21 protein-coding genes are annotated in these 20312 nt (G+C 72.8%); 5 read left to right on the top strand and 16 right to left on the bottom strand.

Features of this window, described 5'->3' with window-relative positions; all coding sequences use genetic code 11:
* Nucleotides 1-52: 52 nt before the first annotated feature.
* The 8 genes from ACPXBU_RS23235 to ACPXBU_RS23200 all read right to left on the bottom strand — a co-directional run bounded on the left by ACPXBU_RS23235 (nucleotide 53) and on the right by ACPXBU_RS23200 (nucleotide 7709).
* Nucleotides 53-466, bottom strand: a complete 414-nt coding sequence (locus tag ACPXBU_RS23235) for an LPXTG cell wall anchor domain-containing protein (protein ID WP_425759639.1) — start codon at nucleotides 464-466, stop codon at nucleotides 53-55.
* A gap of 101 nt (nucleotides 467-567) precedes the next feature.
* Nucleotides 568-1824 (bottom strand): PQQ-binding-like beta-propeller repeat protein, encoded by a 1257-nt coding sequence (locus ACPXBU_RS23230; RefSeq protein WP_425759638.1) that lies wholly within the window; start codon nucleotides 1822-1824, stop codon nucleotides 568-570.
* Between the two features lie 102 nt (nucleotides 1825-1926).
* Nucleotides 1927-2406, bottom strand: coding sequence for an SRPBCC family protein (locus tag ACPXBU_RS23225; RefSeq protein ID WP_393369547.1), 480 nt, complete (start codon nucleotides 2404-2406; stop codon nucleotides 1927-1929).
* An 88-nt stretch (nucleotides 2407-2494) separates the two neighbouring features.
* A complete protein-coding gene (locus tag ACPXBU_RS23220) occupies nucleotides 2495-4144 on the bottom strand; it encodes a helix-turn-helix domain-containing protein (protein ID WP_425759637.1) in 1650 nt (549 codons plus the stop codon).
* A 220-nt stretch (nucleotides 4145-4364) separates the two neighbouring features.
* A complete protein-coding gene (locus ACPXBU_RS23215; RefSeq protein WP_425759636.1) occupies nucleotides 4365-5126 on the bottom strand; it encodes a hypothetical protein in 762 nt (253 codons plus the stop codon).
* 138 nt (nucleotides 5127-5264) lie between these two features.
* Entirely contained in the window at nucleotides 5265-5474 is a 210-nt protein-coding gene (locus ACPXBU_RS23210; RefSeq protein ID WP_425759635.1) for a DUF397 domain-containing protein, read from the bottom strand.
* A gap of 172 nt (nucleotides 5475-5646) precedes the next feature.
* Entirely contained in the window at nucleotides 5647-6843 is a 1197-nt protein-coding gene (fahA, locus tag ACPXBU_RS23205; RefSeq protein ID WP_425759634.1) for a fumarylacetoacetase, read from the bottom strand.
* Entirely contained in the window at nucleotides 6840-7709 is an 870-nt protein-coding gene (locus tag ACPXBU_RS23200; protein ID WP_393369533.1) for a hypothetical protein, read from the bottom strand. Before ACPXBU_RS23200 ends, fahA begins: the two co-directional genes overlap by 4 nt.
* 94 nt (nucleotides 7710-7803) lie before the next feature.
* On the opposite strand from ACPXBU_RS23200, the gene ACPXBU_RS23195 reads away from it, so the two are divergent.
* Nucleotides 7804-8970, top strand: a complete 1167-nt coding sequence (locus ACPXBU_RS23195; RefSeq protein WP_425759633.1) for a homogentisate 1,2-dioxygenase — start codon at nucleotides 7804-7806, stop codon at nucleotides 8968-8970.
* Between the two features lie 157 nt (nucleotides 8971-9127).
* Here the strand turns inward: ACPXBU_RS23195 and ACPXBU_RS23190 are convergent, their stop codons facing one another.
* Genes ACPXBU_RS23190 through ACPXBU_RS23175 form a run of 4 tightly spaced genes read right to left on the bottom strand, consistent with a single transcriptional unit; the run spans nucleotide 9128 to nucleotide 11902 of the window.
* Nucleotides 9128-10156, bottom strand: a complete 1029-nt coding sequence (locus ACPXBU_RS23190; protein WP_425759632.1) for a tetratricopeptide repeat protein — start codon at nucleotides 10154-10156, stop codon at nucleotides 9128-9130.
* A gap of 10 nt (nucleotides 10157-10166) precedes the next feature.
* A complete protein-coding gene (gene ispF, locus ACPXBU_RS23185; protein ID WP_393369526.1) occupies nucleotides 10167-10649 on the bottom strand; it encodes a 2-C-methyl-D-erythritol 2,4-cyclodiphosphate synthase in 483 nt (160 codons plus the stop codon).
* Nucleotides 10650-10665: 16 nt separating this feature from the next.
* Nucleotides 10666-11361 (bottom strand): 2-C-methyl-D-erythritol 4-phosphate cytidylyltransferase, encoded by a 696-nt coding sequence (ispD, locus tag ACPXBU_RS23180; protein WP_425759631.1) that lies wholly within the window; start codon nucleotides 11359-11361, stop codon nucleotides 10666-10668.
* A 55-nt stretch (nucleotides 11362-11416) separates the two neighbouring features.
* Nucleotides 11417-11902, bottom strand: a complete 486-nt coding sequence (locus tag ACPXBU_RS23175) for a CarD family transcriptional regulator (RefSeq protein WP_007073334.1) — start codon at nucleotides 11900-11902, stop codon at nucleotides 11417-11419.
* A gap of 328 nt (nucleotides 11903-12230) precedes the next feature.
* On the opposite strand from ACPXBU_RS23175, the gene ACPXBU_RS23170 reads away from it, so the two are divergent.
* Complete coding sequence (locus tag ACPXBU_RS23170) at nucleotides 12231-12917, top strand: hypothetical protein (RefSeq protein WP_425759630.1); 687 nt, start codon at nucleotides 12231-12233, stop codon at nucleotides 12915-12917.
* 190 nt (nucleotides 12918-13107) lie between these two features.
* Here the strand turns inward: ACPXBU_RS23170 and ACPXBU_RS23165 are convergent, their stop codons facing one another.
* The 4 genes from ACPXBU_RS23165 to ACPXBU_RS23150 form a co-directional block, all read right to left on the bottom strand.
* Nucleotides 13108-13743, bottom strand: coding sequence for a hypothetical protein (locus ACPXBU_RS23165; protein ID WP_393369517.1), 636 nt, complete (start codon nucleotides 13741-13743; stop codon nucleotides 13108-13110).
* Nucleotides 13744-13775: 32 nt separating this feature from the next.
* Complete coding sequence (locus ACPXBU_RS23160; RefSeq protein WP_393369514.1) at nucleotides 13776-14825, bottom strand: type III polyketide synthase; 1050 nt, start codon at nucleotides 14823-14825, stop codon at nucleotides 13776-13778.
* A 94-nt stretch (nucleotides 14826-14919) separates the two neighbouring features.
* Nucleotides 14920-16086: an acyl-CoA dehydrogenase family protein gene (locus ACPXBU_RS23155; RefSeq protein ID WP_393369511.1), complete on the bottom strand. Its 1167-nt coding sequence runs from the start codon at nucleotides 16084-16086 to the stop codon at nucleotides 14920-14922.
* Nucleotides 16087-16127: 41 nt separating this feature from the next.
* Nucleotides 16128-16898, bottom strand: a complete 771-nt coding sequence (locus tag ACPXBU_RS23150; RefSeq protein WP_425759629.1) for a methyltransferase domain-containing protein — start codon at nucleotides 16896-16898, stop codon at nucleotides 16128-16130.
* Between the two features lie 46 nt (nucleotides 16899-16944).
* Between ACPXBU_RS23150 and ACPXBU_RS23145 the strand changes: the two genes are divergently transcribed.
* The 3 genes from ACPXBU_RS23145 (at nucleotide 16945) to radA (ending at nucleotide 20278) form a co-directional block, all read left to right on the top strand.
* A complete protein-coding gene (locus tag ACPXBU_RS23145) occupies nucleotides 16945-17784 on the top strand; it encodes a UbiA family prenyltransferase (RefSeq protein WP_425759700.1) in 840 nt (279 codons plus the stop codon).
* A 141-nt stretch (nucleotides 17785-17925) separates the two neighbouring features.
* A complete protein-coding gene (locus ACPXBU_RS23140; RefSeq protein ID WP_425759627.1) occupies nucleotides 17926-18735 on the top strand; it encodes a hypothetical protein in 810 nt (269 codons plus the stop codon).
* Between the two features lie 85 nt (nucleotides 18736-18820).
* A complete protein-coding gene (gene radA, locus ACPXBU_RS23135) occupies nucleotides 18821-20278 on the top strand; it encodes a DNA repair protein RadA (RefSeq protein WP_393369501.1) in 1458 nt (485 codons plus the stop codon).
* Nucleotides 20279-20312 lie beyond the last annotated feature (34 nt).

Here is a 20312-nt window from a genome sequence, read left to right as displayed (position 1 = left end):
CACATCGGCCGCCGGCGGCGGGCCTCCGCCAACCGCCGACGGCCGGCGTACGTCACACTCGCCGCCGACGACTGGCGGCCAGGCCACCGACGATCAGCAGGATCACGCCCAGTCCGATGAGCAGCAACGTCGACCCGCCGGAACCGGTGACCGGCAGTTGACCGTGGCTGGGCGTGGGCTGGGGTGGCGCCGTCGTGGGTGGCGCGGGTTGTGTCGGCGTGGGCGTGGGTGGCGCGGGTTGTGTCGGCGTGGGCGTGGGTGGTGCGGGTTGCGTCGGCGTGGGCGTCGGTGACGCCGGCAGGATCTCGAAGGTGACGCCGGTGTCCGCCGACGGCGCGACCCGGGCGGCAGTGAACCCGCGCGCCGACGCGGGATCGGCGTCGAGCACCGGCGGAACCGCGAGCGCGAGGCTCGCCGCGGCGGCCAGTGCGCCACCCACGAGGTAGTTGGCTGCTGTCCTGCCCATGCGTGGACCCCTTCCCGAGGAAACCTGAACCATGAAAAACATACCTTTTACCGACAAAGGGTATGTACGGTTCGGATTTCCGGGCAGCGGAGACACCACGATCAGGTGGCGGCCAGGATCACCGCTTCGGCGGTCAGGTAGTAGCGCCTGTCGTCCGCGGCAGGGTCGACCGGCCGGCGGAGACGTTCCACCGCGACGTAGCCGCCCTCGGCCCCCACCGCCCCGGGCACCCAGCCCGTCCCGTCCCGTCCGACGTTCAGCGAGAAGCGGGACAGTTGCCTGCCGGTCACCGGGTCCAGCGTCACCAGGCTGTTGGCTTCGCTCAGCAGGTGCACCCGGCCGGGCTGCACGGCCAGGACCCGCACCGCGCCGAGATCGGCCGACCGCCACAACTCGGCACCCGTACGCGCCGACCGACCCACCACCGCTCCGTCGAGCACCACGACAACCTGGTCACCCACCACCGTGGCCCCGGCCGGATCGAGCACGGGGGCAGCGACCGGCTCGCCGGGGCCCACCAGCCATCCCCGACCGGCCGCGTCGCCCGGCCCGGAGGTGCGCAGGGCCGGGCAGTCCGACCGGCCGGTACGACATCCGAGCGGAGTCACCACCAACTCGTCCGGGCCACCCGGCGGTCGCCACCGTTCGTGCACCACTCCGGTCGCCGCGTCCCGGAACTCGACGGTCGCCGGTCCGGCGCACCGGTCCAGACCGATCAGCTGTCCGCTGGCGGTGGTGCCGAGGTCGCTGCGGCACCGGCCGGGCAACTCGGCCCGCCACAACTGCTGACCGCCGCTCACCTCGACCCCGCGCGCCTCGGCGTCGCCGCTCGCCACCACCACCGTGCGGCCGTCCGAGAGGTCGGCGAGGTGCAGCCCGCGCGGGTCCCAGACGGTGGCCGCACCGGTACGACGTACCACCGCCTCAGTCTCGGCGGGCTCCGGGCCGTCGAGCCGCCAGAGCACCCGACCGGTGGGCGCGTCGAGCGCGACAAGTTTCCCGTCGGACCAGCGACTGACCACAGTCCTGCCGCTGGCGACCACCCCGGTCAACTCCGCCGGCCAGCGCCGGTACGACCAGTACGGGGTGGTCCGGTGCCGACCGTCGACCGGCCGGTCGGCGTAGACCTGGCGGTGTGCGGCGTACACCCGCAGTCTCCCGTCCACGATCAACGGGGCGACCGGCAGCCGGCCGACCACACCGGCGGCCGGTTGGGCCGGCGGTGGATACGCGGCGTGGGCCACTGTGCTCACCTCGGCCGGCGCGAGCACCCGATAGGCGATGACCGCGACGGCCACGGTCGCGAGCAGCGCCGCGACCGCCATCACGAGCCGTCGTCGGCCTCTCGGGATCCCCATGCCGCACCTCCGCCCGGCACCCTACCCAGCGGAACCGGCCGGACCCCGCGCAGGTCACGGCGACCACGCGCGGAGGCGGAGGCGGAGGTGACCAGCCGGTGCTCAGGCGGCTTCGACGGCGCCGGCACTGGCCGCCACGGCCAGGTCGGCGAGGTCGCGCCCGAGTGCCACCTCGACCGCCCGCGCGGCGAGGCCACCGAGCAGCAGCGCCACCACCCGACCGTACGGAGCGGTCGGCGCGGCCTCGTGGGTGACGGTGACCGCCGTGCAACCTCGACGGCGACGCTTGACCTGCCGCAAACTCCAGGTGATCCGGTAGTCCACGCCAGCACCCGAGGAACAGAGCACCAACCGGTGCGGCGCGACTGCCTCCACCACCAGGAACTCTTCGGTGAGCGTGCCGCCGCCGGGCTGGGATCGCTCCTCGCGCCAGGCGGTGCCCGGCCCGAACGGACCCGGGGTGAGCACCTCGATCGGGCCGGCGGCGGTCAGCCGGGCCGCGCGGCCGGGCAGGTCGGTCAGCAGACACCAGACATCGACAGCGTGCGCCTCGATGAACCTGGTAACCGCCACCGTCGACATGCCAGCCTCCCGTATCCCCGACGGTACGCGGAGTAAGGGCCGGCCGTGGCCCCGGGAACGAATTTTCCACAGCTGCGGACCGGGGGCACTACGGCTTGAAGAGAAACACCTGCACGTCGTCGTTGAAGCAGGACACCTGGGCGACTGCGGTGCCCGCCGTTCGGCCACCGCCGATCGGGCCGATGCACATCTTCGGTGCGGTGGCGGCGTGCAGCCGGTAACCCTGGCCCACGTCCGTCTGGACCGGTTCGAGGATGAACCGCTGATCCGGACGGTTGCAGTAGCCGCGCGGCGCCACCAACTGCCCGTGGGCGGTCGATGGTTCGCCGTTCGGGTCGGGGTCGACCTGTAGGCATCCGCCACCGCCGGATGGGCGCGCCCAATAGATCTGGTACGTGTTGGCCGCCACCTTCCGCAGCTCGCTGGCGGCGGGCTCGGCCTCGGCACACGAGACGATCACGGCCACCTCCGGCCGGTCGTTGCCGGGTTCCGGACCCACGCCCACACAGTTGGACCCACCGCCGGTGGCCGCCGGCATCATGCGGTACGTGCCGGCCGCGGGCAGCGCGGCGGCGGCAGCCCTCGTCGGAGACGCCTTGGGCGACCTCGGCGCCCTGGTCGTGGGCGCCGGGACGACGATGCTCGACGGAGGGCTGGGGCTGGCTGTCCTTCCACCGCGATCCTTCGACAGCAGTTGCTCCCCGTCGTCCTGGCCTGCGGTCGGCCCCGCCTGCACACCTGCCGGACCCTCACCCCGCTGCGAATCACGGAGCGCCCGGACCGCCACGCCGACGGCTACCAGGACCAGCAGGACAACCATTGCGCCGAGGAGCACACGCGTCGACCAGCCAGCCCGAAAAGCCAGCGGCGGCACGAAGTCGCGCAGCCGCAGCGGTGCGACGGCCACCCCGTCGGCCTCCGCGGCCCGCTTGCGGTGCAGTCCCGACCAGGCGCTGCCGCGCCGGTTCCGCACGGCCGTCGCCAGCGGCCCCTCGGCGTACGCGTGAACGCGCACTGGCCGGTCCGGAGTCGCGACCGACTCGCCCGCGACCGGCTCGGACCGCGCGGCAGCCGGCTCGGACCCTCGGGGCGACGGTGTCGGTTCGCGCGTGGCGGACGGATCCGGCTCGACCGCGTATCGGCGCGGCTCGCCGACGGCGGCGGCCGGCTCGCCGACGGCGGCGGCCGGCTCGTCGCTGCTCGACCCGGCGACAGCCGACGCACTTGTCACCGTCTCGCTGCTGTCCAGCTCGTCGCCGGTCGCCTCCGGCGGCCGCGTGCCGTCGCGCTCCCAGTCGGTCACCTGCGACAGTTCGGCCGGTAGGGGCGGTGCCTCGTCGAGCAGCCCCCACGGTGGGCGGACCCTTGGCTCGTCGGCGATCGAGTCGGCACCGGCGGTCGTGGTGGCGACGGCGGTGACCGGCTCGGGCTGACCGGCGGCGGCCGCCGCAAGCCCCTTGCGCACCGTGATCCAGGCGTCCACCGTGTCCTGGTCGCCGCCGCAGGCCCGGACGAAGGCCGCGACCAACTCCTCCCTCGGCAGGGTGGCCCGGCCCAACGCCGTGTTCAGCGTGCTGTGCGGCAGCACGTCGCCGGCCTCCTGCGCCTTCCTCGTGACCTGCCGAATTGTCAGTCCGGACCACTGACGTAGCGCCCGCATCTGGGCCACGAACTCGGCCGCCGAGCCGGCGGCCTGTGGGTCAGGCGGCCCACCGACGGTGGGATGCTCGTTCGCCATCGACCGTTTCTCCCCCGCGCTCAGCCAGCCCGACACACCCGCTGGGCATCCGAGCGTCGACTCCGCTCGGTGCTGGTCGGGCCGTGTCGACAGTGGACGACCCACCGCCCGGCCGATTGAGCATGGCCGGGCGGTGGGAACGTTTCAAGTCGGTACGGTTGATGATCAGGTCGGAGAGCCGGCGGGGGTCACCTGAGCGAAGCCCTCGACGGTGCGCCGACTAGTAGGTGAAGCACTTGTGGTGCCCGGGGTCGTACGCCATGATCTTGTTGTAGACCCGGGAGCAACTGCCCTTCGTCGTGATGGTCTTCCAGGACGTGAAGGTGCACGCGCGCAGGTCACCGCAGTGCTTGTAGCGGTAGGAGCCGGCCCCGGCCATCCAACCACGGACGTTGCTGCAGTTCGTCAACTCCTTGTAGACGTACTCGCCGCCTCCGGAGCGGAACTGCACGTACGTGTCGCCCGGCTTCGAGTTGCGGGTCGCCCACAGCCACCCCGACGTCTTCTGCCACGCGAACGTGCGGCGCGGGTTGTACCGCTTGTATCCGTGTCCTTCACACGGCCTGGCCTTCGTGGCACCGGCGGCGGCCCGGTCGGCGGTGACCTCGTTGCCCTCGGCCGGTTCGCCGCTGTCCTCGGCGGCCTGGTCGGAGTCGGCGGCGACGTCGCCGCCCTGGGCCAGTTCGCTGCCGTCGGCGGCGGCCCGATCGGCGGTGACCTCGTCGCTCTGGGTCGGTTCGCCACTGGACCGTTCGGCGATGGCCCGGTCGGTGGTGCCGTCGTTGCCCTGGGCCACCGTGTCACCGGAGCCAACGGCTGCGGGCTGGATGACCTGCACCCGACTCTTGGCGGCGTTGGCGTTGTCGCCCGAGCCGGTCACCAGGGCGAGGATCACGCTGAGCGCGGCGAGCAGGGAGATGATGCCGAGGATCGCGTTGCGTGTGGTGGGGCGAATTCCGCCCTCAACCGAATGGGTTCTCATGTCCACCACTGCAGTTGTACGAATTGATCTCGGCAAGCAATCCGCTGGCTGGGATAGTCCCGGACGAGCACTCGGGACAGGACGGGCCCCGGACGACCGCTCGGCACCGGCCGTCGCCGACCGGTGCCGATGCTCCGGTCAGTGTTCGAAGCGACCGACCCGAATCGCGCCGATGAACGCCGTCCACCCAGGCGGGCTGACCGCGAGTGTGGGGCCGGTCTGGTCCTTGGAGTCGCGGATCGCGACCAGACCATGGACGTCGACCAGGTTGTCCGCCACTTCCACGCAGAGCCCCTGGTCGTTGGAACGGCTGCTGGTACGCCAGATCGCGCCCGCAAGTTCGTGCATCGTCGTTACCTCCGTGTGCGATGGGCCCCACCGCTGGCAGCCGGGTTGAGCCCGGCTCGGATCGCGCGGCGAGGCAACGGGATCCGGACGATCAACGGGTCAACCCGGGCCGGTTATCGCACCGGCTGTGCGATAACCGGTCCCGTGCACGAGACGGATGGAATGCGACCGCTCAGTGGGCCGGACGAATGGTGCCGCTGACCTCGCCCAGGGCGATTGTGGTGCCGTCCGGGCCGGGAGCGGTGGCGGTGATGGTCACCGTGTCGCCGTCGGCCAGAAAGGTGCGGCTCTCGTCGCCCACCGGGACCGGCTCGGCCCCACCCCAGGACAGTTCCAGGAACGAGCCGACCTGCGCGCGGTCGGGGCCGGAGACGGTGCCGGAGGCGTACAGGTCGCCGGTGCGCAGTGCCGCGCCGTTGACGGTGAGGTGGGCCAACTGCTGTGCCGGCGTCCAGTACATGGTGGCGAACGGCGGCTCACTCACCAGCGCGCCGTTCCACTCCACCGCCAGCCGGAGGTCCAGACCCAGGTGCGGCACGTCGCGCAGGTAGTCGACCACCGGCGGGTCCTGGTCGGGGGCCGGGACGAAGGCGTCGCCGAGCGCGTCCAGCGGCGTCACCCAGGCCGAGACCGAGGTGGCGAACGACTTGCCGAGGAACGGGCCGAGCGGCTGGTACTCCCAGGCCTGGATGTCCCGGGCCGACCAGTCGTTGACCAGCACCACCCCGAAGACGTGGTCGGCGAAGTCGTCGACCGACACCCGATCACCCAACCGGCTGGGTACGCCCACCACGAAACCGACCTCGGCCTCGATGTCGAGGCGTACCGACGGGCCGGTGACCGGGCCCTCGGCGGAGGACCGCTGGCCGGTCGGCCGGGTCACCGGCGTGCCGGAGACGACAACCGTGCCGGCCCGCCCGTGGTAGCCGATCGGCAGGTGCTTCCAGTTGGGCAGCAGCGGCGGCTGACCGGGGCGGAAGATCTGCCCGACGTTCGACGCGTGGTGCTCGGAGGAGTAGAAGTCGACGTAGTCGGCCACCTCGATCGGGAGCACCAGCTCCACGTCGTCGAGGGGCACGAGCATCGGCTCCACGGCGGCCCGGTGCGTCGGGTCGGTCAACAGCTCGGTGATCCGCTGCCGCACCGCGACCCACTGCGGACGCCCCAGCGCCATGAACTCGTTGAGGGTGGGTCGGCACAACGCGCCGGCGGCCAGCACCAGCTCCGCGGTCTCCGCGGCGGCCAGGTCGAACACCCACGACCCGATCCGTACGCCGATCCGCGGCCGGCCCCCGTCGCGCCGGAAGACCCCGTACGGCAGGTTCGTCACCCCGTACGGCGAACCGTCAACGCCGGTCACCCAGGTCATGCGTCGTAGCCCCCGTTCACCAGCCCCAGCCGGATCAGATCGGTAAGTGGTTCCAGGATGCTGCACGAGCCGAAGCCGACCCAGAGTGGACGAGGTTCGTGCAGCCGTGTCGTCGCGCGCTCCAACAGGGGGCGTGGGTCGAGAGCCGTCAACAGCTCGCCGACCCGGGCCACACCCTCACCGTCGGCGGCGGCCAGCGTCGCGGCCAGCACGTTCGCGTACCCGTGGTGGGTGAAGCCGGTCTCCGGGTCGAGGTGGCGGACCGCCTGGTGCAGCCCGGCGGTGAGCTTGAACGGCAGGTCCCGGTCCCGGCAGGCGCAGATCACCGCGGCCAGTTCGGCCGGGGTGGGGAACAGTTCGGCGGCCAGTCCGCCGGTGCGGAACTTGGCGGCGATCGGCACACCGTCGGCGCGGGCGGCGGCGAGCGCGTCAAGCGCGCCGGTCAGCCCGAAGGTCAACGGAAGCTCGGCGTAGACGGTCTCCACGCCCGGGAGCGCGTCGGTCAGCCGCAGCAGCTCGGCGATTCCGGGCAGCGGGTCCTCGCCACGCTTGGCGACCGCCACCTCGACCTGCCGCGCGGTGACGCCGTCGGGGGCGAGGAAGGAGAGGGCGAGGGGCAGCCGACCGACACCGGTGTCCCCGATGAGACCGATCACCAGACCCTCGCCCCTGTCGACGAGACCGCTCAGCTTGCCGGCCGCGACTGTCGAGGCGGGGACCAGCAGCGGGCCGACCAGGTCGGCGTACCAGGCGGCGCGGTGCTGGCGGTGGGCGGCCAGGGCGTCGTGCAGCGCGGCGCTGCCCGGCGGGAAGACGGCAGCGTCGTCCACCAGGCCGGTCAGGAGTGCGGGCACCTGCGTTGACACGGAACAAGAATGTACGGGACGCTACGAGGAACGGACAACAACGTCCGATTATCGGACACACCTGGCCGGTGGACGGGACATATCGGGAGGCGAAATGCCGTATTACCGCAGCGTCGGCGAGGTGCCGCGCAAGCGCCACACCCAGTTCCGTCAACCCGACGGCAGCCTCTACGCCGAGGAGCTGATGGGCCAGGAGGGTTTCTCCTCCGACTCGTCCCTGCTCTACCACCGGCACGCGCCCACCGCGATCCTGGCCGCCGACGAGTTCACCCCACCCGCGTTCATCAGGGCCCCGAACCTGCCGCTCAAGCCCCGCCACCTGCGCACCCACAAGCTGGACACCGGCGGCGCCGACCCGATCCTCGGCCGGCAGTACCTGCTCGCCAACGACGACGTCCGGATCGGGTACGTGCTCGCCGACCGGCCCTCGCCGTTGTTCCGCGACGCCACCGGCGACCACTGCCTCTACGTCGAGTCGGGCACCCTGCGGGTCGAGTCCCCGTTCGGGGCGCTGGACGCGGTCGCCGGCGACTACGTCGTCATCCCCACCTCGACCATCCACCGGCTGGTGCCCACCGGCGACCAACCGGTCCGGCTGCTCACCGTCGAGGCCTCCGGCCACATCGGCCCACCCAAGCGCTACCTCTCCGTACGCGGCCAGTTCCTGGAACACTCGCCGTACTGCGAGCGCGACGTCCGCGGCCCCGACGCCCCGCTGCTCGTCGACGGCGAAGAGGTCGAGGTGCTGGTCCGCCACCGGCGTGGTTGGACCCGCTACGTCTACGCCAACCACCCGTTCGACGTGGTCGGCTGGGACGGCCACCTCTACCCGTGGGCCTTCTCCATCCACGACTTCGAGCCGATCACCGGCCGCATCCACCAGCCCCCGCCGGTGCACCAGACCTTCCAGGGCCCCAACTTCGTCATCTGCTCGTTCGTGCCCCGCAAGGTCGACTACCACCCGGACTCGATCCCGGTGCCGTACAACCACCACAACGTCGACTCCGACGAGATGCTCTTCTACACCGGCGGCAACTACGAGGCCCGCCGCGGCTCCGGCATCGAGCAGGGCTCGATCTCGCTGCACCCGTCCGGTTTCACCCACGGCCCCCAGCCGGGTGCCGCCGAGCGCTCCATCGGGGCCGACTACTTCGACGAGCTGGCCGTCATGGTCGACACCTTCCGCCCCCTGGATCTCTGCGACGCCGCCAACACCTGCGAAGACGAGGGATACGCCTGGACGTGGGCGCGTCGCGGTTAGTCGCCTTTGGGGTTTCGCCGGAGCCCGACCCGCTCCGGGCGGTCAGGCTTGATCCCTGCGCGGGTCGGGCTCCGGCGAAACCCTGACCTGGTCGGGCTAAGCGACGCTGGTGATCTTTAGGGGTTACGCCGGACGTTGGGTCAGCGGAGTGGGGTGGCTAGCGGAGTGCGGTTCTGGTGAAGATGGCGAACTCGGCTACCGCCGTGGCGGCGATGGCCAGCACCAGGGGCCACGGGGAGCCGACCACCGCGTACACCAGTAGCAGCAGCGGCGCGGCGGCCACGGCGTAGATCGACAGCGCGATCGCCCGGTCGGAGTGCAGCAGGGCCGGCAGGACGGTCCGGGTCAGCCCCGGCAACCGGGCCGCGAGCTGCCAGACGACGATCCCCCCGGTGAGCGCGGCGAGCACCGCCAGGACGCGGGAGAACCCGCCGCTCGCCGACGCCGCGAAGGCCACCAGCACCGCCGCCACCAGCGACCAGCCCGCCCCGTAGAGCACCAGGCGGTGCAGGCCGTGCGCGAGCGTCCGCGGCGAGTCGATGCGGCTCGGGGTGATCGCGACGGTCTCGGCGACCTGCGCCAACGCCTGCGACCAACGGCGTTGCTCCAACCGCAGGACACCCACGTCGTGCCCGGCCTCGGCGACGCGCGGGTCGAGCCGTAACGCCTCCCGGTAGGCCCGCTCGGCCAGGTCGAACAGGTTCAGCCGGGCGGCGACCAGGCTGAGCACCAGGTGCGCCTGCGGCTCCTCCGGTGCCAGTTCGACGCCACGCCAGGCCGCGTTCAGCGCCGGCTGGCCGTTGCGGGCGTCCGCCAGGAGCGCCGCCGCGCTCCACTGGGCGTACGCGTCGGCCGGGCCGAGGGCGAGGATCCGGTCGGCGGTGGCCGCCGACTCGGGGTAACGCTCCAGGTCGGCCAGCGCCATGCCCTTGACGACAAGCGGCGGGAAAGCCTCCGGTGCGGCCGCCACGGCGGTGTCCGCGGCGGTGAGCGCCTCGGCCGGGCGGCCGGCGGCCAGGTGCACCCGGGCCAGCGCGGTGAGGGCGGCCACGTCATCCGGTTGCAGGGCCAACCCGTAGGTCAGCTCACCGACCGCCTCGTCGTGGCGGCCGAGTTCGGCGAGGAGTTGGGCCCGCTGAAGGTAGCCGTCGGCGGCGGAACGGTCGGGGACTGGGTCGCTGGACATCGCGGCGAGCTTAGGCGGCCGACGCGTCGTACACCAGGGCCACCGCGACACCGGCCAGCCCTTCCTCGCGGCCGGTGAAGCCGAGCCCGTCGGTGGTCGCGGCGGAGACGGTGACCGGGGCGCCGACGGCCGAGGACAGCACCTCCTGGGCCTCTGCCCGACGGCGGCCGATCTTGGGTCGGTTGCCGATGACCTGCACCGACACGTTGCCGATCTCCAGGCCGCTGGCGCGCACCCGGCGGGCCGTCTCGGTCAGCAGCGCCACCCCGGACGCGCCGGCCCACTCCGGCTGGTCCACCCCGAAGGCAGAACCGAGATCACCGAGACCGGCGGCGGAGAGCAGCGCGTTGCAGGCGGCGTGCGCGACCACGTCGGCGTCCGAGTGCCCGGCGAGGCCGTCCTGGTCGGGCCAGAGCAGGCCCGCGACCCAGCAGGGCCGGCCGGGCTCGAACGCGTGCACGTCGGTGCCGATGGCCACCCGGGGAACGATCATGAGCAGAGGGTACGCGTCAACCGGAGGCGCCAAGCAGGTGCTCGGCCAGCGCCAGGTCGAACGGTCTGGTGATTTTCAGGGCGTACTCCGAGCCCGGCACGCAGCTCACCGTGACGCCCTGTTTCTCGACGAGCCCGGCGTCGTCGGTGAGGGGGTCGCCGGCCGCGGCGTGCGCGGCGCTGAGGACGGCCCGGCGGAAACCCTGCGGGGTCTGCACCGCACGCAGGGCGGAACGGTCGACGGTGCCGAGCACCACCTCGCCGGCGCCGACTTCCTTGATCGTGTCGACGACCGGCAGCACCGGGATCACCGCGTCCCGCCCGTCGCGAACCGCCGCCGCGACGGATTCGACGAGCTCGGGTGGGGTGAGCGCGCGGGCGGCGTCGTGCACCAGGACGATCGTCGGGCCGGCGGGCACCGCGGCCAGCGCGGCGGCCACCGACGCCTGCCGTTCCGCACCGCCGGGGACCACGATCACCGGTGCGACCGGGGCCAGCAACTCACGGACTGCCTGCACGTCGGCGACCGGCGCGGCCACCACGATCGTGTGCACCGACGGCGCGGCGGCCAGTCGACGCACGGCGTGCACCAACAGCGGCTCGCCAGCGAGCAGGCGCAGCGCCTTGGGTCGGCCGGGGCCGAGCCGTACGCCGGCACCCGCCGCAGGCACGAGGACCGCGACGTCACCGCGCGGGTTGAGCTGCGCGGTCACGTCGCGGTCCTCAGTGGTTTCTTCGCTGTGTGGTGGGACGACGATGCTGTGCGGACTAGGCCTCAGTGAGGACCTTGTCGAGCAGCGTCTCCGCCTCATCCTTGGTGCTCTTCTCGGCCAGCGCGACCTCGCCGACGAGAATGTCGCGGGCCTTGGCAAGCATCCGCTTCTCGCCCGCAGAGAGGCCCCGCTCCCGCTCCCGGCGCCACAGGTCACGCACGACCTCGGCGACCTTCAGCGGGTTGCCGGAGGCCAGCTTTTCCAAATTAGCCTTGTAACGCCGCGACCAGTTGGTCGGCTCCTCGGTGTGCGGAGCCCGCAGAACGTCGAAGACCTTACCGAGGCCCTCTTCGCCGACCACCTCACGCACGCCCACGATCTCGGCGTTCTCGGCCGGCACCCGGACAGTCAGGTCACCCTGCGCGACCCTCAGGACGAGGTATTGCTTAGGCTCGCCCTTGATGACCCGAGTCTCGATTGCCTCGATGAGTGCGGCCCCGTGGTGGGGGTAGACAACGGTCTCGCCGACACTGAAAACCATAGGTTCGAAACCCCTTTCGCTGTGTCTAGGGTAACACGCTCAGGCACCGATGTCTCACCGATGTCCTGACCGTTGGCGCAGCTCAGGGGCCCTGTGAGAGGTCTTGCTTCAGCTTGACAGGCGGTCAAACCAATGGTTCGAACACGCTCCGTAACGTGCGGATGACTGCCCGGCACGGGTGAACAGAACGTCGAGATCAAGGGCTATGCGCTCCTCCCATGGTATCGCGGCCGGCGGGAATGCGCCCAGGTGTAGCGGGAGGTGCCCCTGGTGCGGGACCCTGGAGGCCGAGCCGCACACCGCTCTCGAGCCCCTTCCAGGAGGTCCGATGGGCAAGCCGGATGCCGAGGGTCACGGGCCAGCCGACGGCCTGCCCGGCCTACCGCCCGAGTGGGGCCGCATCGTGGTCCCGGACGACGCCTCCGCGCTCGCCGACGAGGCCGCCCAGCTTCGTCGCGAGCTGCGCCGCGCCGCCGGCGACCACCCCGGCCGCCTGGCCCTGCCAGCGCTGGTGCTGCTTGTCGCCCTGCTCACCACGATGGCCGGCCTGCTCGCCGTCGCCTGGCCCCGCGCCAGCCGGAGCACCGACCGACCGACACCGGCCCCGTACGCGCCTCCCGCGACCGTCGCCGGCCGGGCACTGCCCGCGCTGGACCTGGTCGACGCAGCCCAGGCGCCGGTGCCGCTGCGCGGCCTGCTCCCCGCCATGATCATCCTGGTGGACGGCTGCCCCTGCCCGGAGCGGATCGACGAGGCGGTGGCAGCCGCGCCCCCGGGAATCGCGGTGATCACCGTCGCCGGAGGGCGGACGGTCGCGACCCCGCCGCCGGCGAGCACGGGCGTCCGGGCACTTGCCGACCCCGCCGGCGGCCTGCGGTCGTTCCTGGGTCAACCGGTCCACCCCGGCACCTTGACCGCGCTGCTCGTCGATCGCACCGGCACAGTGACCCGGGTGCTGCCCGACCTGGAGTCTGTCGACTCCTACCGGGACGACCTGAGCGCCCTCGCCGGCTGACGCCACGACTGCCGAAAACCCGCCCTAGGGCGTGTGTCAAAGTCCTCGGTCGAGCCGAGGCGGAGTCCAGGCGGCGGTCCGGCAAGGCGGAGATTGGTCCGGATACCGGTGTTGTATCCGGACCAATCTCCAACGCGGCCGGTCGTCGTCTGGGCCCGCCGCAGGCCGGCCAGGGGCTCTGACACACGCCCTAGCGGGGCAGGCCGACGAGTTGCGCCTCGACGTCGATCTCGCGCACCCCGACCGTCGACAGCGACACCCGGAACGGCCTGCCGTGCGAGAACAGCTGGGCACCTGTGGTCGTGCCGTCGCAGTCGATCTCGGACGGCCCGTCCAGCTCGGCGTCGAAGACCGTCACCATCAGGGTGCCCGGCCTGGTACACCGGTACTGCAGGAGGTATCGGGAGTCACCGCCTCCTCCCTGCCGGACGACGCGCTGCCCCGGCACGAGCGTCTTCTGCTCCCGCCAGATCGTCTCGCGGAACGAGGGCAGCCCACCCAGGAAGAAGAGCCAGCTCGGATCACCCTCGATGTCGAGGATCTCACCGCTGCCCGGGTCGATCACCGCCCGCGGGACATTCACCGCCCGGTCGACCGCCCCCGTCTCTCCATCGACCCGCGCGGTCACCTCGTCACCCCGGACCAGGACGCGAGCCAAGGACGAGCTGACGCCGGGCCCCGCGATCGGTGTCACCGCCGCGCCAGGCAGCCGGGTCACCGGGGAGGGCGCGGCCGAGCGCCACCACCAGCCACCGCCGACCAGGACGGCCACCGTCGCACCGAACAGCACCGCCGAGCGCAGCCGCTCGTCCACCGTCGTACCCATCCATCGAGCGTAACGCCGCGGCCGCCGGATGATTACTCCTGTCGATCGAGCAGAGCAGCGTAGAGGGTGAGGCCGGGGCCGAAGGCCAGCATGACGACGCGTCGAGCCGCCGGCGTCGAGCGGCCCAACCGGTCCAGGATCAGCAACACGGTCGGCGACGAGCAGTTGCCGTGCTCGTCGAGCGTCGCCCGGGACGCCGCCAGCCCCTCCGGGGGGAGGGCCAACTCCCGCTCCACCACGTTGAGGATCCGCGGCCCGCCCGGGTGCACGGCCCACCCATCCACCTCGGAACTGGTGACGCCGTGCCGGGCCAACAGGTCGTCGACCAACCCGCGTACGTGTTTCGACAGCACCTGCGGCACCTTCGGCGACAGCCCCATCCGGAAGCCGGCATCGGTGACGTCCCAGGTCATGTGGTCGGCGGTCGAGGTGTCGGTGACCGAGGTGACCTCGCGTAACGCGTACCCCGGACCACCCGGCACGACCACGGCGGCGACCGCGGCGTCCGAGAAGAGCGCGTGCGAGACGATCTGCTGGGTGTCCACCCTGGCACTTGACGGCTGGATGTGCAGGCTGGTCAGCTCCGCGCAGAGCAGCAGCGCCGGTCGCCCCCGCGCGGTGACGAAGTCACTCGCCGCGCCGAGCCCCGGCAGCGCCGCGTAGCAGCCCATGTGGCCGATGACCATCCGCTGGGTGTCCGCCGCCATGCCGAGGTCCCGGGCGAGCAGGATGTCCAGCCCTGGGGTGGCGTAGCCGGTGCAGGAGCAGACGATGAACAGCCCGATGTCACCGGCGCCCAACCCGGCGGCGGTCAACGCGCGGCCCACCGCCTCCTTGCCCAACGGCAGCGCCTCCACCTGGTAGCGGCGCATCCGGCGCTCGGTCGGCCAGTCCGAGACGTCCTCCAGCAGGGGATTGACCGCGGCCTGCCGCCGGGTCACCCCCGAGTTGGCGAAGATCCGTTGGGCCAACGACCGGGTGGTGCCGGAGAAGTGCCGGGAGAAGAAGCCCTCCCACAACTCGTCCTGCGAAGCGGACGGCGGCTGCGCAGCCCCGAGCCCCGCGATCACTGGTACGGACACGATCCCCACCTCTCGTCAGATGCTGTCCTCCCCCTGGCCGTCCCACCAGCCACCTCGGCTGGCCGTTCTTTCCTGCGAGCCTCGTCCGGCCGGCTCACCAACGCGGTGCCGATCCGTCACGATCCGGGTCGCCGCCCAGCGCGGCGATGCCGAGCCAGTCGGCGCAGACGTCCGACGTGGCCGGGTGCAGTGAGCCGCAGCGGGCATCCCGGTAGAGCCGCTCCAACGGGTGGCCACGGCGGGTCGCCGAGGTGCCCGCCGCCTCCAACACCGACGCGGCCACCTCCGCGGCCGTAGTGCCGGCGAGCAGCTTCGCCCGCCACACCCAGCGGTTGGTCTCCTCGTCGCCCGGCACCTCGTCCACCCGGCGGGCCGCCTCGGCGACCACAAGTTGGGCGGCCGCCGTGGCCGCGTCCGCCCGGCCCAGTCGTGCCCGCACCGCCGGCAGACCGGCCAGCCGGCGCTCGTTGAGGTGCTCGACCGCCGCGTCGATCGCCGCCCGGGCGACCCCCACGTAGACGGCCGCGTAGCTGGCCACCAGCCAGTGCGGCATCAGTTGGGCCACCACCAACGCCAGGCCCTCGACCCCGCCGAGCAGCCGGTCCGTGGGCACCGTGACGTCCAGGTGCAGGTCGTGTGAGGAGGTGGCGCGCATGCCGAGCGCGTCCCAGGTCGGCTCCACGGTCAGACCGTCGCCGGCCGGCACCAGGAACTGCGAGACCACCGACTGGTCGGCCACGCTGCGCGCCGCCACCAGGTAACCGTCGGCGTGCCCGGCACCGGAACAGAAGGTCTTGCTGCCCTTGAGATGCCAGCCCTCGTCGGTGGCCTCGTAGACCGTGCTCAGTTGGGACAGCCGGGCGCCGGCCCCTCGCTCGCTCATCGCGACCGCGTACCAGGAGCCCTCGGCGGCGGCGGTGAGCAGGCGGTCCCGGGCGGCAAGCGCCTCGTCCGGGACACCCAACGCCTCGGCCAGTTCCTCGGTGACCGCGCCCAGCGCGCCGGTCACCGAGGCGTGCATGTTGAACACCAGGGCGGTCGCCCCGTTGCCCCGGGCAAGCTCAGTGGCCACTGCGGCGTACTCGGCGAAGGTGGCTCCCATGCCTCCCAGCGCGCGGGGCACCATCAACCCGAACAGGCCGGCCTCCCGCAGATCGCGGAAGTCGTCCACCGGAAAGGAACCGTCCCGGTCGTGCTGCGCGGCCCGCGCGGCGAACCGCGGCGCCAACCGGCGGGCCGCCTCAAGCGCGTGCACCGTCATGTCGCCTCCTCCTCACAGTGCCGTACCCCGTCCCGGCCCGACTATCCGTTTCGGACCCCCCACCCCTGGTAGAGCACCGCGGTGGACCGGGTCGGCACGATGCGCGGTCCGCGGCCGGTCGAGATCGTGCCCGGCCGGCCCATGCGGGCTCGCCGCAGCAACCAGACCACCAGGCCGCCCACCTGCGGACGGATGCCGCGCACCCGCAGGTCGACGCCGTGCCGGGCGCACTCGGCCACCAACTCCCGCGCGTCCACGAACAACCGTGGATCGTGGATGCCGCGCGGCACCGTCGGCAGCCGCTCGGCGATCCGTACCGCGACGAGCCGGGCCAGTGCCGTGTCGTTCAGGGTGTCCAGCACCAACAGGCCGCCCGGACGCAGCAGCCGGCACGCCTCGGCGACCACCCGCGGCCAGGCCGGCACGTGCTCCAACAACTCGCCCGCGGAGACCACGTCGGCGCAGCCGTCCGGGAGCGGGACCGCTGTCGCATCACCCTGGACGACGCGTACTCCGTGCTCGGCCGCCTGGAGCAACGCCGAGCGGGTCAGATCCACACCGACGTGGCGGTAGCCCTTGCCGGTCAGGTGCGGCGCGAGCAGGCCGGCGCCGCAGCCCAGGTCCACCAGCAGCTCGCCGGGGCGGGTCGCCGGTGGCACCAGCGCCGCGCGTGCCGCGGCCAGCCAGTGCAGCATCGCGAACGCGCCATCCGGCCGCCACCACTCACCGGCCAGGTCGTCGTACTGGCGCGGGTCGTTTCGCGGCAGCACCCGGGGGCCGGTGGACGCCGCGGACGCAGCCACGTCTCGCATGGCACCGAGAGTGGCACGACTGCTCGGTAACGACCAGACTTCCCTTATGTCGCCGAGGGTGTTAGGGCTGGTCAGGGCGAGCCACCCGGAACCGGCCGCGGCGGTGACCACGGTCGCCGGTCTGCTGGCGTGGGGAGTGGGCCACCGGCCGTCGGGAATCGTCTCGGTGGTGCTCGCCGTGCTGGCCAGCCAACTCGCCGTGGGCTGGACCAACGACGCGCTGGACGCCGAGCGGGACGCCACCGTGGGGCGTACCGACAAACCGGTCGCCGCCGGCGCGGTCGGCCGGCGCACCACGGCCTGGGCCGCGGCGGCGGCCGCGGTGGCCTGTCCGCTGCTGGCGCTGACCACGAACCCGACGGCGGCGTTCTGGTTGACCATCGCCCTGATCTCGGCGCTGCTCTACGACTGGCCGCTCAAGGCCACCGCCTTCTCGGTGGTGCCGTACGCCGTCTCCTTCGGCGCGCTGCCCGCCTTCGTGGTCCTCGCGCTGCCCGGTCAGCCGGCCCCACCCACCTGGCTGCTGGTGGCGGCGGCCTGCCTGGGGGCCGGCGCGCACTTCGCCAACGTGCTCCCCGACCTGGCCGACGACGCCCGGACCGGAGTGCGCGGCCTACCCCATCGGCTGGGGTCCACCGGCAGCCGGGCGGCGGCGGCCGGTCTGCTCCTCGCGGCGACCGCGACCCTGGTCCTCGGACCACCCGGGCCGCCGTCGGCGGTCGGGCTGGCCGCCGTCGGCACGGCCGCCGTGGTGCCGGCACTGAGCTGGTACGCGGGACGCTCGGCGGTCCGGGCCGGCCGGCGGCCGGTGGCGGCCTTCCGGGCGGTCATGTTGGTGGCCCTGATCGACGTGGTCCTGCTGGTGGCGAGCGGTCGGGTGGTGTGAGCGGCACCCGGCCAGGTGGCATTGCCGGGTCCGCGTGCGGGCCTCGATCAGCCCCAACTACCCTGGAGCGCGGTCTGCGCGGGTATGGCCACCGTGCCCGGGCGTGCGGCCCGGGTGGGGATTGTGACGAGGAGGACCGACGTGACGCGCTCGATCAGGGGATCCCGGCGGGCGGCCCTGTTGCTGTCCGGGATTGCGGCAACCGGCCTGCTGGCGTCCGGATGCGGCACCGGTCAGATCGCCGAGACCGCGTTGAAGGAGCCGTCGATCCAGGGCGTCAACCTCACCACCAACAACGGATCCTTCTCGGTTCGCGGCCTGCTTGTGGCCTACCCGGGCACCGAGGGCTACCGGGCCGGCCAGGACGCTCCGCTGAACGCCGTGATCTACAACGACTCGAAGCAGACGGTCACCGTCACCGTCACCGTCGCCCCCGAGACCGCTCGCGAGGTGCGGATCAGCGACGGCTCGGCGAGCGCGACGCCGACCGCCTCGGAGTCCGGCTCCGCCTCGGCCAGCGCGTCCCCGTCCGGCAGCGCGTCTCCGTCCGGCTCGCAGAGCCCGTCGACGCCCGCGTCCGGCTCGGCCAGCCCGTCGGCGACCCCGTCCGAGACCGGCTCGTCCTCGGCCACGCCGTCCGCCCCGGAGTCGGCGCGGGCATCGGGCTCGGCCAGCCCGGCCGCCCCCGGCCAGCTGGCCCGGATCGAGCTGGCTCCGCTGAGCTACATCCAGCTCAACTCCGAGGCCACCTCGCAGCTGCGGCTGATCGGCCTGACCGAGGCGCTGCGCTCCGGCCAGAACGTCTCGGTGACCTTCGACTTCGGCAACGGCAACACGGTGACCGGCCAGGCGCCGATCGCGGTGCCGCTCACCCCGGCGGCGCGTCCCTCACCGCTCATCGAGCGCGAGGGCGGCTACGAGGGCGACGAGGGCGGCACGACCCACGGGTGACACGACCTCCGTATCGACGGACGCCCCGGCGTGGTGACCACCACGCCGGGGTGTTTTCGTCGTACGAGAGGGCTAGCGTCCTGATGTGACCACCTCCCGATCGACTCCCTCGCGTGGCGCCACGGCCGGCGCCGCCCGTGGCCGGTCCGCCGCCCGCGAGCCGCGCCCGGCCTACGAGTGCGACGCCTGCGGGCACCAGCCGCCCAAGTGGGTGGGGCGCTGCCCGGAGTGCGGCGAGTGGGGCGCGGTGGTCGAGAGCACGGTGACCGGCCCGACCGTGGCCGGTCGGGTGGTCAGCTCCCGGCTTCCGTCCGAGCCGGCCCGGCCGATCGCCACCATCAGCGCCGCCCCGGCCCGCGCCGTGCCCACCGGGGTGAGCGAGCTCGATCGGGTGCTCGGCGGCGGTCTCGTGCCCGGTGCCGTGGTGCTGCTCGCCGGCGAGCCCGGCGTCGGCAAGTCGACCCTGCTGCTGGACGTGGCCCAGCACTGGGCGGCCGGTGCCGGCAGCCCCTCGCTGGTGGTCAGTGGGGAAGAGTCGGTCAGTCAGGTGCGCCTGCGCGCCGAGCGGATGGGCACCCTGCACGACAGGCTCTACCTCGCGGCGGAGAGCGACCTCGGGTCGGTGCTCGGGCACCTCGACGCGGTCAAGCCGGGCCTGCTGGTGCTCGACTCGGTGCAGACCATCTCGACCACCGGCACCGAGGGGGTGCCCGGTGGGGTGACCCAGGTGCGCGCGGTCACCGCCGCGCTGGTCTCGGTCGCCAAGGAGCGGGGCATCGCCACCGTGCTGGTCGGGCACGTCACCAAGGACGGCCAGGTGGCCGGGCCGCGGGTGCTGGAGCACCTGGTCGACGTGGTGTTGCACTTCGAGGGTGACAAGCACTCCTCGCTGCGCCTGGTGCGCGGTGTGAAGAACCGGTTCGGCGCGGCCGACGAGGTCGGCTGCTTCGAGATGCACGAGGGCGGCATCAGCAGCCTGGCCGACCCGTCCGGGCTGTTCCTGACCCGCTACGCGGAGCCGGTCCCGGGCACCTGCGTCACGGTGGCCATGGAGGGGCGACGGGCCCTGGTCACCGAGGTGCAGGCGCTGATCGGCGCGACGGTGGCCGGTTCTCCCCGGCGCACCGTCTCCGGCCTCGACTCGGCACGACTGGCGATGGTGCTCGCGGTGCTGCAACGGCGCACCGAGCGGCTGACCCTGCACGACCGGGAGGTCTTCGCCGCCACGGTCGGCGGCATCCGGGTGGTGGAGCCGGCCGCGGACCTCGCGGTGGCGTTGGCGGTCGCCTCCGGCGGGCTCAACCTGGCCATCGCGCCGCACCTGGTGGCGATCGGTGAGGTGGGTCTGACCGGCGAGGTGCGTCGGGTCGGGGCGGTGCCCCGCCGGCTGGCCGAGGCGGCCCGGCTGGGGTTCAAGATGGCACTGGTGCCGCCCGGTTGCGGCCCGGCGAGCACCGGCGCCGGTCCCGAGCAGATGCGGGTGACCGAGGTCACGGACGTCCGTTCGGCGCTGCACCATGCGGCCCGCGCGTCCGCCGAGTGACCCACCGTGCCGACGGGGACGGCAAAACCGGACA

Source organism: Micromonospora sp. DT231, from assembly GCF_049847025.1.
Lineage (GTDB): Bacteria > Actinomycetota > Actinomycetes > Mycobacteriales > Micromonosporaceae > Micromonospora.
The sequence above is the reverse complement of the archived record's forward strand: the minus strand, read 5'-3'. Positions and strand labels throughout refer to the sequence as shown.

Coding starts and splice junctions, on each gene's coding strand:
- ACPXBU_RS23235 (WP_425759639.1), bottom strand. CDS start 466: ATGGGCAGGACAGCAGCCAACTACCTCGTGGGTGGCGCACTGGCCGCC.
- ACPXBU_RS23230 (WP_425759638.1), bottom strand. CDS start 1,824: ATGGGGATCCCGAGAGGCCGACGACGGCTCGTGATGGCGGTCGCGGCG.
- ACPXBU_RS23225 (WP_393369547.1), bottom strand. CDS start 2,406: ATGTCGACGGTGGCGGTTACCAGGTTCATCGAGGCGCACGCTGTCGAT.
- ACPXBU_RS23220 (WP_425759637.1), bottom strand. CDS start 4,144: ATGGCGAACGAGCATCCCACCGTCGGTGGGCCGCCTGACCCACAGGCC.
- ACPXBU_RS23215 (WP_425759636.1), bottom strand. CDS start 5,126: ATGAGAACCCATTCGGTTGAGGGCGGAATTCGCCCCACCACACGCAAC.
- ACPXBU_RS23210 (WP_425759635.1), bottom strand. CDS start 5,474: ATGCACGAACTTGCGGGCGCGATCTGGCGTACCAGCAGCCGTTCCAAC.
- fahA (WP_425759634.1), bottom strand. CDS start 6,843: ATGACCTGGGTGACCGGCGTTGACGGTTCGCCGTACGGGGTGACGAAC.
- ACPXBU_RS23195 (WP_425759633.1), top strand. CDS start 7,804: ATGCCGTATTACCGCAGCGTCGGCGAGGTGCCGCGCAAGCGCCACACC.
- ACPXBU_RS23190 (WP_425759632.1), bottom strand. CDS start 10,156: ATGTCCAGCGACCCAGTCCCCGACCGTTCCGCCGCCGACGGCTACCTT.
- ispF (WP_393369526.1), bottom strand. CDS start 10,649: ATGATCGTTCCCCGGGTGGCCATCGGCACCGACGTGCACGCGTTCGAG.
- ACPXBU_RS23175 (WP_007073334.1), bottom strand. CDS start 11,902: ATGGTTTTCAGTGTCGGCGAGACCGTTGTCTACCCCCACCACGGGGCC.
- ACPXBU_RS23170 (WP_425759630.1), top strand. CDS start 12,231: ATGGGCAAGCCGGATGCCGAGGGTCACGGGCCAGCCGACGGCCTGCCC.
- ACPXBU_RS23165 (WP_393369517.1), bottom strand. CDS start 13,743: ATGGGTACGACGGTGGACGAGCGGCTGCGCTCGGCGGTGCTGTTCGGT.
- ACPXBU_RS23155 (WP_393369511.1), bottom strand. CDS start 16,086: ATGACGGTGCACGCGCTTGAGGCGGCCCGCCGGTTGGCGCCGCGGTTC.
- ACPXBU_RS23150 (WP_425759629.1), bottom strand. CDS start 16,898: ATGCGAGACGTGGCTGCGTCCGCGGCGTCCACCGGCCCCCGGGTGCTG.
- ACPXBU_RS23145 (WP_425759700.1), top strand. CDS start 16,945: ATGTCGCCGAGGGTGTTAGGGCTGGTCAGGGCGAGCCACCCGGAACCG.